Source organism: Streptomyces sp. NPDC094147 (genome assembly GCF_044764265.1).
GTDB lineage: Bacteria > Actinomycetota > Actinomycetes > Streptomycetales > Streptomycetaceae > Streptomyces.
On sequence record NZ_JBIWHT010000037.1, the window covers coordinates 18575 to 32116 of the forward strand.

General features: G+C 70.0%; 11 protein-coding genes and 1 tRNA gene. 6 read left to right on the top strand and 6 right to left on the bottom strand.

What is annotated here, in order from left to right; genetic code table 11:
- Positions 1-37 precede the first annotated feature (37 nt).
- The 5 genes from ACIQ8J_RS31895 to ACIQ8J_RS31915 form a co-directional block, all read right to left on the bottom strand.
- Positions 38-1498, bottom strand: a complete 1461-nt coding sequence (locus ACIQ8J_RS31895; protein ID WP_403276304.1) for a penicillin-binding transpeptidase domain-containing protein — start codon at positions 1496-1498, stop codon at positions 38-40.
- Positions 1495-2910, bottom strand: coding sequence for an FtsW/RodA/SpoVE family cell cycle protein (locus tag ACIQ8J_RS31900; RefSeq protein ID WP_403276306.1), 1416 nt, complete (start codon positions 2908-2910; stop codon positions 1495-1497). The genes ACIQ8J_RS31895 and ACIQ8J_RS31900 overlap by 4 nt, the downstream gene beginning before the upstream one ends.
- A gap of 26 nt (positions 2911-2936) precedes the next feature.
- On the bottom strand, positions 2937-4406 hold the full coding sequence (locus ACIQ8J_RS31905) for a Stp1/IreP family PP2C-type Ser/Thr phosphatase (RefSeq protein ID WP_403276308.1): 1470 nt from the start codon (positions 4404-4406) through the stop codon (positions 2937-2939).
- A gap of 135 nt (positions 4407-4541) precedes the next feature.
- Positions 4542-5072 (bottom strand): FHA domain-containing protein, encoded by a 531-nt coding sequence (locus tag ACIQ8J_RS31910; RefSeq protein ID WP_403276311.1) that lies wholly within the window; start codon positions 5070-5072, stop codon positions 4542-4544.
- A 10-nt stretch (positions 5073-5082) separates the two neighbouring features.
- Positions 5083-5958, bottom strand: a complete 876-nt coding sequence (locus tag ACIQ8J_RS31915) for an FhaA domain-containing protein (protein ID WP_403276314.1) — start codon at positions 5956-5958, stop codon at positions 5083-5085.
- Between the two features lie 379 nt (positions 5959-6337).
- Here ACIQ8J_RS31915 and ACIQ8J_RS31920 point away from each other — a divergent pair.
- The 6 genes from ACIQ8J_RS31920 (at position 6338) to ACIQ8J_RS31945 (ending at position 12164) form a co-directional block, all read left to right on the top strand.
- Positions 6338-6420 (top strand) — tRNA-Leu (locus ACIQ8J_RS31920).
- 145 nt (positions 6421-6565) lie between these two features.
- Complete coding sequence (locus ACIQ8J_RS31925) at positions 6566-8257, top strand: sensor histidine kinase (RefSeq protein ID WP_403276315.1); 1692 nt, start codon at positions 6566-6568, stop codon at positions 8255-8257.
- Between the two features lie 48 nt (positions 8258-8305).
- Complete coding sequence (locus tag ACIQ8J_RS31930) at positions 8306-8965, top strand: response regulator (protein WP_403276316.1); 660 nt, start codon at positions 8306-8308, stop codon at positions 8963-8965.
- A 278-nt stretch (positions 8966-9243) separates the two neighbouring features.
- Entirely contained in the window at positions 9244-10764 is a 1521-nt protein-coding gene (locus tag ACIQ8J_RS31935; protein ID WP_403276318.1) for a DUF2252 domain-containing protein, read from the top strand.
- 69 nt (positions 10765-10833) lie between these two features.
- Positions 10834-11775 (top strand): J domain-containing protein, encoded by a 942-nt coding sequence (locus ACIQ8J_RS31940; RefSeq protein WP_403276320.1) that lies wholly within the window; start codon positions 10834-10836, stop codon positions 11773-11775.
- Between the two features lie 44 nt (positions 11776-11819).
- On the top strand, positions 11820-12164 hold the full coding sequence (locus tag ACIQ8J_RS31945) for a rhodanese-like domain-containing protein (RefSeq protein WP_403276322.1): 345 nt from the start codon (positions 11820-11822) through the stop codon (positions 12162-12164).
- A 44-nt stretch (positions 12165-12208) separates the two neighbouring features.
- Here the strand turns inward: ACIQ8J_RS31945 and ACIQ8J_RS31950 are convergent, their stop codons facing one another.
- Positions 12209-13351 carry an acyl-CoA dehydrogenase family protein gene (locus ACIQ8J_RS31950; RefSeq protein WP_403276360.1) on the bottom strand — a complete coding sequence of 381 codons (1143 nt, stop codon included), beginning with the start codon at positions 13349-13351 and terminating at the stop codon, positions 12209-12211.
- Between the last annotated feature and the right edge of the window lie 191 nt (positions 13352-13542).

Below are 13542 nucleotides of genomic sequence, written 5' to 3' on the forward strand. Positions count from 1 at the left end.
GTGAAACGGGATGACGTTTCACGTGAAACAGCCCGGATCACTTCTTGCTGTCGAGCACCGCCTTCATCACGCTCTTGGCGATGGGGGCGGCGAGCTTGCCGCCCGCGATGTCGTCGCGGGTCGTGTCGGAGCCCTCGATCACCACGGCGACCGCGACCGGGGAGCCGTCGCCGGACTTGGCGTAGGAGATGAACCAGGCGTACGGATTGTCCTTGTTGTCGACGCCGTGCTGGGCGGTACCGGTCTTGCCGCCGACGGTCACGCCGTCCATCTTGGCGCTGGTGCCGGTGCCGTCCGTGACCACGAACTCCATCATCTTCTGGATCTTCTGGGCGTTGGCGGCCGTCAGCGGCTGGCTCATCTGCTCCGGCTGGGTCTTGCTGAGCACGTCCAGGTTCGGCGCCTGGAGCTGGTCGACCATGTAGGGCTTCATCAGCTTGCCGTCGTTGGCGACGGCGGCGGCGACCATGGCCATCTGGAGCGGGGTCGCACGGTTGGAGGCCTGGCCGATGCCCGCCATCGCGTTCTGCGGGCGGTTGTCCTTCGGGTAGACGCTCGCGTCCGTGCGGATCGGGTTGAAGATCTCCTTGTTGAAGCCGAACTTCTCGGCCTCGGCCTTCATCTTGTCGTTGCCGAGATCGTCGCTGATCTTGCCGAAGACCGTGTTGCAGGAGTACTGGAGGGCCACCTTGAGCGTGGCGTTCTCGCAGGGGATGTTGCCCTCGTTGTTCAGGTTCTGAGTGGTCTGCGGCAGCTTGAACGGCAGCGGCGACCTGGTCGCGTCGTCGATGCCGGAGTACAGGCCGTTCTCCAGGGCCGCCGCAGCCGTCACCACCTTGAAGGTGGAGCCGGGCGGGTAGGTCTGGCGCAGCGCCCGGTTCAGCATGGGCGCGTTCTTGTCGTCCAGCAGCTTCTTGTACGCCGCAGAGTCGCTGCTGCTGCGCCCGGCGAAGGCAGCCGGGTCGTACGACGGCGTCGAGGCGAGCGCCAGGATGGCGCCGGTGCGCGGGTCGATCGCGGCGACCGCGCCCTTCTTGTCGCCGAGCCCCTTGAAGGCGGCTTCCTGGGCGGCGCTGTTGAGCGTCGTGACGACGTTGCCGCCCTTCTTCTTCTCGCCGGTGAACATCGACAGCGTGCGGTCGAAGAAGAGCCGGTTGTCGGTGCCGGACAGAATGCCGTCCTCAAGCTTCTCCAGCTGGGAGGCGTCGAAGACCTGGGAGGCGTAGCCCGTGACGGGCGACCACATCGGGCCGTCCTTCCAGGACCGCTTGAACTTGTAGTACGTGTCCTGGGTGGCGACCGAGCCCGTGATGATCTGGCCGTCGGCGGTGATGATGTTGCCGCGCTCACGGGCGAAGCGCTCGATCTGGACCCGCTGGTTGTACTTGTGGGCGTTCAGTTCGTCTGCTCGTACGTACTGGAGCCAGTTGTCGCGGATCATCAGCGCGAGGACCAGCAGCCCGCAGAAGATCGCGATCCGGCGCAGGGGCTTGTTCACGGGCGGACCACCTGGGTCATCTCGGCGTCGGGGGACGGGGCGGGGGCCGGGGCAGGACGGCGCGCGGTGTCGCTGATCCGGATCAGAATCCCGATCAGCGCCCAGTTGGCGATGACGGACGAACCGCCGGCCGCCATGAAGGGCATGGTCATACCGGTCAGCGGGATCAGCCCCATGACACCGCCGGCCACAACGAAGACCTGGAGCGCGAAGGCACCGGAGAGGCCGATCGCGAGCAGCTTGCCGAACGGGTCGCGGGAGGCGAGCGCGGTGCGCACGCCCCGCTCCACGATCAGCCCGTAGATCAGCAGCAGCGCCATCATGCCGGCCAGACCGAGTTCCTCACCGACCGTGGAGAGGATGAAGTCGGCGTTGGCGGCGAAGCCGATGAGGTCGGAGTTGCCCTGGCCGAGGCCGGTGCCGAGGGTGCCGCCGGAGCCGAACGACATGATCGCGTTACCGATCTGTTCGCAGGCGCCGCTGGTCTTGTAGCAGGCGAAGGGGTCGATCCAGGCGGTGACGCGCGCCTTGACGTGGGACTCGAAGGAGGCGACGCCGACCGCGCCGACCGCCGACATCAGCAGCCCGAACACGATCCAGCTGGTCCGCTCGGTCGCCACGTACAGCATGATCACGAAGAGGCCGAAGAACAGCAGCGAGGTGCCGAGGTCGGTCTCGAAGATCAGGATCAGGATGGACATCGCCCAGACCACCAGGATCGGACCCAGGTCACGTCCGCGCGGCAGGTAGATCCCCATGAGACGGCGGCTGGCCAGCGCCAGCGCGTCCCGCTTCACCATGAGGTAGCCGGCGAAGAACACCGCCAGGATGATCTTCACGAACTCGCCGGGCTGGATCGAACCGAGCCCGGGGATGGTGATCCAGATGCGGGCGCCGAACTTCGCCGGGAAGAACATCGGCGTGATCAGCAGCAGCATCGCCACGGCCATGGAGATGTAGGTGTAGCGCTGCAGGATCCGGTGATCCTTGACGAGCAGGAGCACCCCGATGAACAGGGCCACGCCCAGCGCCGAGAAGATGAGCTGGTGCGGGGCGGACGGGCTGAACGCCCCGTAGGCGCGCTTGGCCTGCGCGATCAGCCGGGGCGACTGGTCGAGCCGCCAGATCAGCACCAGACCCAGACCGTTGAGCAGTGTCGCCAGCGGCAGCAGCAGCGGGTCGGCGTACTTGGCGAACCTGCGCACAGCCAGGTGCGCGACACCCGCCATCAGACCGAGGCCCAGACCGTATCCGAGCATGCCGGAGGGCAGCTTGCCGGTCATGGCAAGCCCCACATTGGCGTACGCGAACACCGGGATGGCCACGGCGAAGACAAGCAGGGCCAGCTCGGTGTTGCGGCGGCTCGGTGCTTCGATCGCGCCAATGGTGGTCGTGTTGGTGACAACGCTCATGGTCTGGAAAGGCCCCCTACGGCTGCCTACTGCTTACCGCACTGGGAGACCAGCTTCTGCTCGTCCTCCGAGAGGCTGGGGCCGGGAGTGGGAGATGCGGTGGTGGTCTTGTTGGACTGGCTGCCGGTGGTGCCCGTGTTGGGCTTCGCGGGGGTGTTGCTCTCGGCGGCTCGGCGCGCCTCTTCCTTCTTGCAGGCCGACGCCTGGGTCGCGAACTCCTTGACCTTGGCCTGCGCCTTGTCGAGGCTGCTCGCGGTGATCGTCGAGTCGATCTGGTTGCGCTGGTACTGCGGCAGGTACTTGAGTTCGATGTCGGGGTAGTCGGTCTCCACCTTGGAGAGCTTCACCCACGCCAGGTCCTGGCTGATGCCGCGGTACAGCGCGACGTGCGGAGTGCCGTCGCTGTTGGTGCCGATGTAGTACTGCGTCTGCGTCCACCGGTAGCCGCCGTACAGGCCGCCGCCGAGGACCGCGAGGGCCAGCACGATGTACAGGGATCTGCGCACCCAGCGGCCACGCCGGCGCGGCTTGACGAAGTCGTCGTCGGTGTACGAGCCGAAGGCGCCCTCGGGCGGGTTGCCGTAGCCGCTGTCGTCGCCGCTGCCGGGCGGGCCGAAGCCCCCCTGGGGCGAGGGAGCCGGGCGGCCGAGCCCGGAGGCGCGGCCCGCCGGGGTCTGCATGGCGCCGCCGTCGTTCAGCTGCAACTGGTTCTCGGCCACCGCGCCGACGATCACCGGGGTGTCGTTGAGCTGCCCCGCCAGGGTGTCCCCGGAGTCGACGTCGAGCACATCGGCGATGATCACCGTGATGTTGTCGGGGCCGCCGCCGCGCAGCGCGAGCTGGATCAGCTCCTGCACGGTCTCCTGCGGGCCCTGGTAGCTGGCGAGGGTCTCCTCCATCGTCTGGTGGGAGACCACCCCCGACAGGCCGTCGGAGCAGATCAGATACCGGTCGCCGGCCCGGACCTCGCGGATGGAGAGATCGGGCTCGACGTGGTCGCCGCTGCCCAGCGCCCGCATGAGGAGCGACCGCTGCGGGTGGGTGGTGGCCTCTTCCTCGGTGATGCGGCCCTCGTCGACCAGACGCTGCACCCAGGTGTGGTCCTGGGTGATCTGGGTGAGGACGCCGTCGCGCAGCAGATAGGCGCGCGAGTCACCGACATGCACGAGGCCCAGGCGCTGGCCGGTCCACAGCAGGGCGGTGAGCGTGGTGCCCATCCCCTCCAGCTGGGGGTCCTCCTCGACCATCATGCGCAGCTGGTCGTTGGCCCGCTGCACAGCCGTGCCCAGCGAGGTGAGGATGTCGGAGCCGGGTACGTCGTCGTCGAGCGTGACCAGCGTGGAGATCACCTCGGACGAGGCGACCTCACCGGCGGCCTGACCGCCCATGCCGTCGGCGATGGCGAGGAGACGGGGACCGGCGTAGCCGGAGTCCTCGTTCCCCTCGCGGATCATGCCTTTGTGCGATCCGGCGGCGAAACGCAGGGACAGACTCATGCGCACCTGCCCTGTCGACGCTTCCTCGGGGTACAGCCGGTCATGTCGAGCCACACTGCCCACCCTCCGGTCGGGAGCCCGCCCCGGTCCGTCCGGACCGCCGCGGCTCGCTCGCTCCGCTCGCTCATTGTCGTACTACTTCCGCAGCTCGATGACGGTCTTGCCGATGCGGATCGGCGCGCCCAGCGGAATCGGGGTCGGGGTGGTGAGCCGGGTCCGGTCCAGATAGGTGCCGTTGGTGGACCCGAGATCCTCGACGATCCAATTGCCGTCCCGGTCCGGGTAGATCCTGGCATGGCGGCTCGACGCGTAGTCGTCGTCCAGGACGATCGTCGAATCGTGCGCCCGGCCCAGCGTGATGGTCTGGCCCTGCAGCGCGACGGTGGTGCCGGTGAGGGTGCCCTCGGAGACGACCAGCTTGGTCGGGGCGCCGCGGCGCTGGCGCCCGCCGCCCTGCTGCTGGCCGCGCTGGGGCGGTGGCGCGGCGGCGGTGGCCTGCCGGCCGGTCTGCTGCTGCCGGTTCGCGTCATTGCCCCGGCGCGAACCGCGCTGGGTGACGCGCGTACCGAACAGGTCGCTGCGAATGACCTGGACGGCCACGATGACGAACAGCCACAGTACGGCGAGGAAACCCAACCGCATGACCGTGAGGGTCAGCTCTGACATTGCCCCCGCTTCACCCTTCGGCTTGCCGGTAAACGATGGTGGTGCTGCCCACGACGATCCGCGAGCCGTCGCGGAGCGTAGCGCGGGTGGTGTGCTGCCCGTCCACCACGATGCCGTTGGTGGACCCGAGATCCTGGATCGTCGAGGGCGTTCCGGTCCGGATCTCACAGTGCCGGCGCGAAACGCCGGGATCGTCGATCCTCACGTCCGCATCGGTGCTGCGGCCGAGGACCAGCGTCGGGCGGGAGATCTGGTGGCGGGTGCCATTGATCTCGATCCAGCGTCTCACCTGGCCGTGCCCGCCCGGCATCGGCCCCGGTCCCGGCACCGCCGGACGGCGGTCGGCGGGCGAGGCGCCGGGGCGGCCCGGTGGCGGCGCCGAGGGCATGGGAGGCGGGGACGCGGCGGCCGGCGGATATCCGTAGCCGCCCCGGCCGCCCTGCGTCGGCGCGGGGCGCTGCGGGGCACCCGGGCCGGGGCCCTGGGGTCCCTGCGGGCCCTGCTGGTCGGTACTGGACGCGAGCGTACGGCTGCGCACCCGGTACAGACCGGTGTCGAGGTCCTCGGCCTTCTCCAGGTGCACCTTGATCGGGCCCATGAAGGTGTAGCGCTGCTGCTTCGCGTAGTCACGCACCAGGCCGGACAGCTCGTCGCCGAGCTGGCCCGAGTACGGGCTGAGCCGCTCGAAGTCAGGCGCGCTCAACTCGACGATGAAGTCATTGGGTACGACCGTGCGGTCCCGGTTCCAGATCGACGCGTTGTTGTCGCACTCGCGCTGGAGCGCGCCCGCGATCTCGACGGGCTGGACCTCGGACTTGAAGACCTTCGCGAAGGTGCCGTTGACCAGGCCTTCGAGACGCTGCTCGAAACGCTTCAGGACTCCCATGGGGCACCTCCTCCGTCGTTGCCGTCCTGGTACTGCTGCCAGTTCTGCTGTGCGTCGTGCTCTTGGTACTGCTTACTGATCGTATCCACGCGTCGGGAAATCGGCTGGTTCCCCTTCTGTGCCCTGTGGACGAGTGTCACCTCTCACACGCACCTCTCGTACGGATCGTAGAGGTGGCTTCCCAACAGTGTCCCGCACCCGGAGTGCACTCAGGAGGAGCGGGTAACGACACCGGGGGTTGCCTCTCTCCTGATCTGCTCCTCCCCACCAGGGTCGCCCCGAACAACGGATGTGAATCCACCCTGTCCAGCGTGCTAATCTTCTCGACGTCGCCAGGCAATCGCACCGAAAAAGTGAGAGAGCCCAGCACACCACTCTTGCGCGAGTGGCGGAACGGCAGACGCGCTGGCTTCAGGTGCCAGTGTCCTTCGGGACGTGGGGGTTCAAATCCCCCCTCGCGCACAAGTCGGAAGCCCCGCAGATCTTCGGATCTGCGGGGCTTCCTTCGTACGTCTTCGGATGTCGAGGGGTGGGCGCGACTTTTGTAGCGGCGGGGCGCGACGAAAGAGAGCCGCCGGGGAGGGCGCCCGCTGTCTAGGGTGCGGGCGTGGATGTGTCATCGAGGGTCCGGTCCGGATGGCGCCTGCTGAAGGGTCCCGAACCCTGGTCGCGGCGCCGGATCACCGGCGAGGTCGCGCTCGCGCTCGCGCTGGCCCTGATGGCCGGCGGGACCGGGCTGCTCAGCGACGGCCCCCTGCGGGCCGGGGCCGTCGCCGCCGGTGTCGCCGCGCTGTCGCTGCTGCGCCGCTCACTGCCCGCGAGCGTGCTGCTCGCGGGGGCCGCCCTGACCATGCTGGCGGGCGAGACGACCCCGCTGCTGCTGATCGCGGCCTGGTCGGCGGGGCGCCACATCATCGGCGCCGGACGGGCCCTGGCCGCTTTCACCGGGGCCTTCCTCATCTATCTGGTGGTCGGCGTCACCGTGCTGTGGCCCATCGCACAGCCGATCCTGATGGGCATCTTCGGCACCCTGTTCTTCCTGGCGGCGGCCGTCGTGCCGGGCCTCACCAGCCGGTACTGGTCGCAACGGCGCACGCTGCTGCGCGCCATGCAGGAACACAACGCCCAACTGCTGCGCGAGCGCGCCATGGTCGCGGGCCAGGCACGGCTGCGTGAACGCCAGCGCATCGCCCAGGACATGCACGACAGCCTCGGCCACCAGCTGGCCCTGATCTCCGTGCACACCGGCGCCCTGGAAGTGGACCCGGAACTGACCGGGCGCCAGCGCGAGGCGGTCGGGGTGCTGCGACAGGCCTCGGTCTCCGCCATGCACGAACTGCGCGAAGTCGTCGGCATCCTGCGGGACGGCATCGAGGCGCCCGCAGAGCCTGGGGCCCAGCCCGCATCCCGCGGCACCGCGGGCATCGAGGCGCTGGTGACGGCCGCCCGCGCCGCCGGAAACACCGTCGAACTGCGCGGCAGCGGCGAGCCCCGGCCGCTGGCCGCCGCCGGCGACCACGCCGCGTACCGCATCGTCCAGGAGGCCCTGACCAACGCGTACAAGCACGCACCGGGCGCCCCGATCACCGTGGAACTGCGCTACGAACCGGACTCCTTCGTCGTGGAGGTCGTCAACGGAGTGGTCGACCGCGCCGCGGCGGACCAGGCGGGCGAAGTGGTCAGCGGCGGCCAGGGCCTGACCGGGCTGCACGAGCGGGCCCGGCTCGTCGGCGGCATGGTGCACACCGGCCCCACCGACGACGGCGGCTTCCGCGTGGCGGGCGTCCTGCCGTACGGAGCGGCCGACGCAGCGACCTTCGTAGACACCGGCGACGACTTCCGGCAGCAGTCGCCCGCCCTGCCGCTCGGCGACGGTGGTCCGGTCGTGGACTGGAACATCGCGGAGAAGGAGCTGGGCATGAGCGGCAGGAACAGGGGCGGCGGCGTCGCGCTGGGATGCGCAATCGCAGTGGGGGCGGTGGTGCTCCTCGTGATCGCGGCTGTCGTCGGGCTGTTCCTGCTCGCCGGATCGGCCCAGAAGGGCATGATCGACCCGTCCGAGTACGACAAGATCAAGGTCGGCGCGTCCGAGGCACAGGTCCGTGAGCAGCTGCCGAGCGGCGACACCGTGCTGACCTCCGGCCTCGCGGGCAAGGGCCCGGCCGAACCGGAAGGCTCCCGGTGCCTGGTCCTGATGTCCTCCGAGGCCGGTGAGGGGCTCAAGACCGAGCCGGTGTTCCGGTTCTGCTTCAAGGACGGCAAGCTGATCGAGAAGAAGTCGTACGACGTGGCGCGCTAGCGGCGGTCCCCGGGGGCGGCTCAGCGGCGGACAGGACAGGATTTGGGTGTGACGGGACCACGCATCAGGGTCGTGATCGCCGACGACGAACCCCTCATCCGGGCCGGGATCCGCATGATCCTCACCTCGGACACGGCGATTGACGTCGTCGCGGAGGCCACCAACGGCCGGGAAGCGGTCGAACTCGCCCGCTCCCATGCCGTGGACGTGGTGCTGCTCGACATCCAGATGCCGGAGATGGACGGTCTGAGCGCCCTGGCCGAGCTCCGCAGGACCGTACCCGCGGCGAGAGTGATCATCCTCACGACGTTCGGAGAACGGGACAACGTCCTGCGCGCCCTGGAACACGGCGGCGCTGGGTTCCTTCTCAAGGACACCGCGCCCGCGGAACTGATCCGGGCGGTACGGGCCGCAGCGGTGGGCGACGCCTATCTGTCGCCCGGCGCCACCCGGCACGTCGTGGACCAGCTCGCCACCGGCCGGGCCGCGGCCCGCGCCGAACAGGCACGGCGCCGGGTCGACGTGCTCTCCGAGCGCGAGCGCGATGTTCTGTCGCTGCTCGGCGAAGGGCTGTCCAACGCGGACGCCGGGAAGCGGCTCCACATGAGCGAGGCCACGGTGAAGACGTACGTCAGCCGGATCCTGGCGAAGCTGGACTGCGAGAACCGGGTACAGGCGGCGCTCCTCGCGCGGGACGCCGGACTGTAGGGCCGGTTCCTCCACCACGCGGTGTGCACGCGGCCCGCTCCTTGCACGCGGCCCGCTCCTTGCACGCGGCCCGCTCCTTGCACGCGGCCCGCTGTTTCACGTGAAACAGCGGGCGGTCCAGCCGTCGCGACCTGCCCGTCCAGCCTGCCCCGCGGAGTTATCCACAGGGGGAGGCGGCTGTCGGCCAGCGCCTGTACGGTCAGGGGCAGTTGAGCTCTTGACGTCGTACGAGGGCTTTGTACGCGAGTGTTGTACGAGGACGGGGGAGGCGGCACGCCATGGGCGGAGTCGACGTGTTGGTACCGGCGCGACGGACCGGGCCCGGGGACGGGCGGGAACGGATCCCCGAAGTCCCGGGATTCGCCCGCAGGCCGAAGGCGGGTTCGGGTTCGGGTTCCGGTTCCGGTCGGGGTACGCGTTCGCCGAAGAGTGACCTGCCAAAGAACGACTCACTGAGGAGTGAGTCGCCGAAGAGCAACGGGAAGGCGCTGCGGGACCGGGTGCCGCGCGCCTCGCACGATTCCCTGCTGCTCTCCGCCGACCGGCCGGACGCCCTGCGCGCCGTGGAGGAATCCAACCTGGGCCGGGTGGCAGAGCTCACGCCGATACGAGTGGGCCGCATGGCCGCCAGCCCCTTCGCATTCCTGCGCGGCTCCGCCGGACTCATGGCACACGACTTGGCCGGCACCCCCGTCACCGGCATCGGCGCACAGATATGCGGCGACGCCCACGCGGCGAACTTCGGTCTGTACGGCGATGCGCGCGGCAGCCTCGTCATCGACCTGAACGACTTCGACGAGACCGTGACCGGCCCCTGGGAATGGGACGTGAAACGGCTCGCGGCCTCACTGGTCCTGGCCGGCCGGGAGGCGGGGGCCGACGAACACACCTGCCGGACAGCGGCGTTCGACGCGGTCGGGTCCTACCGCCGCACCATGCGCCTGCTCGCGAAACTGCCGGTCCTCGACGCCTGGAACGCGATACCCGACGAGGAACTGGTCTCGCACACCGGAGCCCACGATCTCGTCGGCACCCTGGAACGGGTCTCCGAGAAGGCCCGCAACAACACCAGCGCACGCTTCGCGGCCAAGGCGACCGAGCAGGGTGAGGACGGCGGCCGGCGCTTCGTCGACGCGCTGCCCGTACTGCGCCGGGTGACCGACGCCGAAGCCGCCGCGGTCGCCGCCGCACTGGAGCAGTACCTGGAAACCCTGTCGGAGGACCGGCTTCCGCTGCTCGCCAGGTATGCGATCCACGACGTGGCCTTCCGGGTGGTCGGCACGGGAAGCGTCGGGACACGGTCGTACGTAGTGCTGCTCCTGGACCACCGCGGTGAACCGCTGGTGCTCCAGGTGAAGGAGGCCAGGCCCTCGGCCCTGCTGCCGCATCTGCCGAGGGCCGGGTTCCCGATACCGGACCCCGGGCACGAGGGGCGGCGCGTGGTGCTCGGACAGAAGCGGATGCAGGTGGTCAGCGACATCCTGCTCGGCTGGACAAGCGTGAACGGACTGCCTTTCCAGGTAAGGCAGTTCAGGAACCGGAAGGGCAGCGTGGATCCCGCCGCGCTTCCCGTCGAGCAGCTGGACGACTACGGGCGCATGACGGGCGCGCTGCTCGCTCGGGCCCATGCGCACAGCGTCGACCCGCGGCTGATAGCCGGGTACTGCGGAAAGAACGAGGAGCTCGACGACGCGATGGCCACCTTCGCGGTGACCTACGCCGACCGCACGGAGGTCGACCACGCGGTACTGGCCGCCGCGGTCCGCGACGGCCGGGTCGCGGCGGAGCTGGGGGTTTGACGGGGTGGGGCGGGGAGGGGGAGGGGGGAGGGGCCCCCGCCCCCGCCCCGCCGCCCGTACGCTGGACCGGTGACGGACGAAGCTGCCGGCGGTACGACTGCCCGGAACGACGACCCGCGGACCGCCCCGCCGAGCGCGGCGGCCGAGCCGGAGGCCCCGCTGGGCGGGGAGGCCGGGCCTGGCATCCCGCTGAGCGACGGGGAGCCTGGGCAGGGCGGCCCGCCCGCCGGTGCCGGTGAGCGGCCGGAGGCTCGGTTGGAGCGGGCGGTTCGGGCGGCCGAGCAGGCGCTGATCGAGTTCGAGATCGCGGTAGAGACGTTCCGGGTCGAGGTGGAGAACTTCTCCCGGCTGCACCATCAGAAGCTCGGCCCGATGTACGCCCGGCTCGATGAGCTGGATGCGCAGATCGCCGAGGCCAGGGCCGTGCAGAGCGGTGATCCCGAGGATCTGTGCCGGGCCCGGGAGGCGCGGGCGGCGGTGCAGCCGATGCCGGGGGTCGATGAACTGTTCCACGACTGGATGGACTCCGACGGCCTCTCCCCCGAGGCGGCGTCGATGCTCACCGACCAGCCGGTGCGGCCGCCCAAGCGGGTGCGGCCCAGCGAGGAGGTGCGCCGGCTGTACCGCGAGCTGGCGCGCAAGGCGCATCCGGATCTGGCGCAGGACGAGGCGGAGCGAGCCCGGCGGGACGAGTTCATCGCCCGGGTCAACGCGGCGTACGGGCGTGGTGACGAGGCGTTGCTGCGGGAGCTGGCCGAGGAGTGGGCGGCGGGTCCGGTGCCGCCCGAGGTGCGGCCGAGCGAGAGCGAGGAGCTGTACGCGCGGCTGGAGTGGCTGAGCCGGCGCAAGGAGCTGCTGGCGCTGCTGGCCCGGGAGTTGGAGGACAGCGCGATCGGTTCGATGCTGCGGATGGCGCCGGACGATCCGGACCGGCTGCTCGACGAGATCGCCGAGCAGCTCCTTGCGGAGGTGTCCGGTCGTGAGGCTGAACTCGCGAAGCTGGTGCAGTAGCGTTCGGGTGACCTGCCGGGTTCGTACGAGAGAAGGCATGACCCATGAATTTCGCCCAGCTGCCCTCGGTGGATGTCGCTGAGGTGCCGGCCGATGCCCTGGTGCTCGATGTCCGGGAGGACGACGAGTGGGCGGCCGGGCATGCCGAGGGCGCGCTGCATGTGCCGATGAGCGAGTTCGTGGCCCGCTTCGGTGAGGTGACCGAGGCGGTGGCGGACGGGCGCCGGGCGTATGTGATGTGCCGGGTCGGCGGACGGTCGGCGCAGGTCACCCAGTATCTGGTGCAGCAGGGGATCGACGCGGTGAACGTCGATGGCGGCATGCAGGTGTGGGAGGCGTCGGGCCGCAAGGTCGTGGACGCGCAGGGCGCGCCCGGAACGGTCATCTAGCTGTTACGTCTTTCTTCCGGCCCGGCTTACGAGGCTTGCGCGGCTCATGCGCTCTGGCCGAGAGGGTGGGCGGCGAGCAGGTCGCCCAGGGCTTCCTCGTGGGCGGCGGCCGGGCCGAGCGAGAGCTCCAGTTGTTTGGCCCAGGCGTGGTAGCGGTGCAGCGGGTAGTCGGTGTCGGCGCCGAAGCCGCCGTGCAGGTGCTGTGCGGTCTGCACGACGCGGCGTACGCCTTCGGAGGCCCAGATCTTCGCGACCGAGACGTCACCGGCGACGGTCAGCGCTCCCTGGGCGCCGGTGCTGATGCGCCAGGCGGCCTGCCAGAGCGTCGCTTCCATGGCGCGCAGGTCGATGTAGCGGTCGGCGGCCTGGACGGCGACGGCCTGGAAGGTGGCGACCGGGAAGCCGAACTGCTCGCGTTTTGAGGTGTATTGGCTGGTCATAGCCAGTACGCGTTCCCCGAGGCCGAGGGTCAGGGCGCAGGTTCCGGTGGCGAGCAGATCGCGCAGCCACTCCCAGGCCCCGTCCGCTTCGATGACTGCGGGCGCGTCGATGCGGACGGCTTCGAGGTGGACCTCGGCGAAGCGTTCGCCGCTGGTGGAGGCCTGTTCGGCGAGGGTGACGCCGGGGTGGGTGCGCGGGACCAGGGCGAGTACGGTACGGCCGTCGGCAGTATGGGCGGGGACGGCGACGCGGTCGCAGGTCTGGGCCCAGGGGACGCCGGTCTGGGCGCCGTCAAGCATCCAGTGGTCACCGTCCTGGCGTGCGGTGACGGCGAGTTCGGCGCCGTCGTGTCCGGTGCGGCCATTGGCGGCGACGGTCAGCGCGAGCTCGCCCCGGCCGACGGCCGGCAGCAGTTCGTCCGCCAACTGCCCTGGTGCGTACCGCTGTACGGTCATGGCGACCGCGCTGGTTTCCAGGAGCGGTACCCGGGCGAGGACCTTCGCCGACTCGCGCAGCACCAGGCACAGGGCGATCGGGTCGAGGCCCGCTCCGCCGTACTCGGCGTCGAGGACCAGGCTCAGCAGGTCCGAGGCGGCGAGCTTGGCCCACAGCGCGCGGTCGAAGTCGTCGGCGACGGCGCCCGCGGTGAGTGCGGGGCTGGGTACCGCGTCGGGCGCGACGCCGGAGAAGACCGCCTTGGCGGCCTCGACGGCCGCCTGCTGCTCCTCGGTGAAGGTGAAGTCCACGGTCTTGTCCTCCCGCATGCACCGGTTCTGTCCGGATCCGCCGCGCAGCGTCAAGTGCCCGGCACCCGACTGCATCTGACGGACCGTCAAGATAGAACACGTTCTACGGGATGGGAATGGGCACGCGTCCGCCATGGGGCGACGCGCGCACCCAGGATCCGGCCCTCGCCGGAGCCGGGCCTGCTGGCCTG